Genomic DNA, 2,583 nt, shown 5'->3' on the forward strand with positions numbered 1-2,583 from the left:
GCCTCCTGCAACGGAAGCAGACGCCTATTCCAGCACCATTGCCAACTACTTATTCAATAATGCAGATACCACTGCCATATCCGGGAAGATCAGGTCTATATTCGACACCTCAAAAGAACCTATCATCCCTTCTCCCGAACATCCTCTTCCAAAAAGCGATATAAAAACTATGTTAACCTACCGGGTGCAGAACTACCTGGCGGCACAACGCCAGCGATCGCATCCCGACACAGGGTATATACATCCCGCCAGCAGGATATTTCCCGGCGAAGTAAGCCAAACCGCTCCAAGAGTGAATGAACAGGTAGTGATCCCCGTAAAAGCCGGTACACAAGGCTTACTGGAACCCGATGGAACTTTTTACAGGTGGCACAGCACTGGGCTATACGTAGCAGCGGGCGACACAGTAATAGTTACCATACCTCAAAACTGTGTTCCCCAACACCTGAAAGCGCAGATAGGCGTGCATGAAGATAACCTCGGTCACATGGATTATTATACCCGCCATATCGACAACCTCACAAGAACGTTTGAGCTGGAACAACCGGCGACTACCATTTTTTCTCCTTTCGGCGGACTGCTGATGATCAATATACCGGACACTTCTTCCCTGAAAACGCTTACCGTACAGGTAAAAGGCGCGGTTAAAAGCCCTTATTTCAAGCAGGGCGTTACCCGTTTGGAAGACTGGAAAAATACCGTCCGCCATTACCCCGCGCCATGGGCGGAACTGGCTACAGATAAAATTATTCTCACCGTTCCCTCCTATCGCATCCGGCAGCTGGATGATCCGGGGAAGCTCCTGCAATTCTGGGATGAAGTAATGGACGCAGATGCAAAACTGGCAGATATTTCTCCCAACCGGGTGCACCCGGAAAGGATCATTATAGACCAGCAGGTAGCCTTTGGTTATATGTTTACAGCCCCGCATAAAATTATGGCGCCGGATGATGAAAGCTGTGCCCTTATGCTGGATGAAGCGCAGCTGCGCGCCAAAGGCTCATGGGGTCATTTTCATGAACTGGGCCACCGTCATCAGTTCTGGGGTATTGATTTCAATGGCCTGGGCGAAGTAACCGTGAACCTGTACACCATGTATGTATATGATCACGTATTACACAAAGGACTTTATAACCACGAAAACATTTCCGGTAAACAAGCTGTGATTGATGATATAAGAAAGTATATGAAAGGGCAGCCGGGTTTTGATAAATTTTGTGAAGATCCGTTCCTTGCTCTAAAAATGTACATCGAACTCATTGAAGGTTTCGGCTGGCAGCCTATTGAAGCGGTGTTCAAAAAATACCGCGCCCTGCCGGCTTCGCAATACCCGGTATCAGAAGACGATAAACGGGATTGCTGGTTTACGGCTATCTGTGCCGCTACGCAGAAAAACCTGTCCCTCTTTTTTGAGAAATGGCAGGTGCCTGTTACGGAAACGGCGAAGAAGGCTGTAGGTGATTATCCAACCTGGTTGCCGGAGGAGTTGAAATAATAATGATCAAAGCAGCTCCTCCCCTGCAAGATCAGTTACACATCCTTCGGAAGCACTGCTTACTGCCCGGGCGTATTTTAACAATACGCCACTTTTTGCGCTAACTGCAGGTTTCACCCATTTGCTGCGGCGCTCTGCTATTACGGCTGCGTCTACCTTCAGGTTAAGCGTGTTGGTTACAGCATCAATTTCTATCAGGTCACCATCTTCCACCAAAGCAATCAACCCGCCTTCACAGGCTTCCGGTGTAATGTGTCCCACCACGAAACCATGGGTGCCGCCACTGAACCGGCCATCTGTGATCAAAGCCACAGTTTTACCTAATCCTGCGCCAATAATAGCTCCGGTAGGTTTTAGCATTTCTGGCATGCCTGGTGCGCCTTTCGGCCCGATATAACGGATCACCACCACATCGCCGGCCTTCACCTTGCCAGTCCGGATGCCCGTATGGAACGCTTCTTCGTTATTAAAAACGCGGGCCTGCCCGCTAAAACGTTCTCCTTCTTTACCGCTTATTTTTGCAACACTTCCTTTCTCCGCCAGGTTCCCATATAATACCTGCAAATGTCCGCTGGATTTAAGCGGGGTTTCCAGCGGCATTACGATTTTTTGTTTATTGAAGTCCAGCTGCGGAACGTGCTCCAGGTTTTCTGCCAGGGTTTTACCAGTAACCGTCAGGCAGTCTCCGTGCAACATCTTTTTCTCCAGTAAATACTTCATCACTGCAGGCACTCCTCCATGCTGATGCAGGTCCTGCATCAGGTATTTACCACTGGGTTTAAAATCGGCCAGCAATGGCACACGGTTGCTGATGTCCTGGAAATCGTCGGGAGTAAGCGGCACTTCCACACTTTTACTGATCGCAATCAGGTGCAGTACGGCGTTTGTACTGCCACCGAGCGCCATCACCAGGGTAACGGCATTTTCAAAAGCCTTGCGGGTCATGATATCCCGGGGCTTAATATCTTTCTCTAACAGCAGTTTGACGGCTTTCCCGATGGCGGTGCATTCTTCTTTTTTATGCCGGCTTACAGCGGGGTTCGACGACGAATAGGGCAGGCTCATACCCAAAGCTTCTATGGCGCTTG

Annotated in this window: 2 protein-coding genes; one reads left to right on the top strand and one right to left on the bottom strand. The window is 49.5% G+C overall.

The genetic code is table 11. The annotated features are described in order from the left end of the window. A partial coding sequence (locus VN105_RS08895; protein WP_325639982.1) for a M60 family metallopeptidase occupies nt 1–1,495 on the top strand: 1,495 nt, incomplete at its 5' end. A gap of 6 nt (nt 1,496–1,501) precedes the next feature. Here the strand turns inward: VN105_RS08895 and VN105_RS08900 are convergent. Beyond that, the coding region (locus tag VN105_RS08900) for a dihydroxy-acid dehydratase (protein WP_325639984.1) at nt 1,502–2,583 on the bottom strand (1,082 nt) is incomplete at its 5' end.

It is taken from the genome of Chitinophaga sp. (genome assembly GCF_035564935.1).
Classification (GTDB): Bacteria; Bacteroidota; Bacteroidia; order Chitinophagales; family Chitinophagaceae; genus Chitinophaga.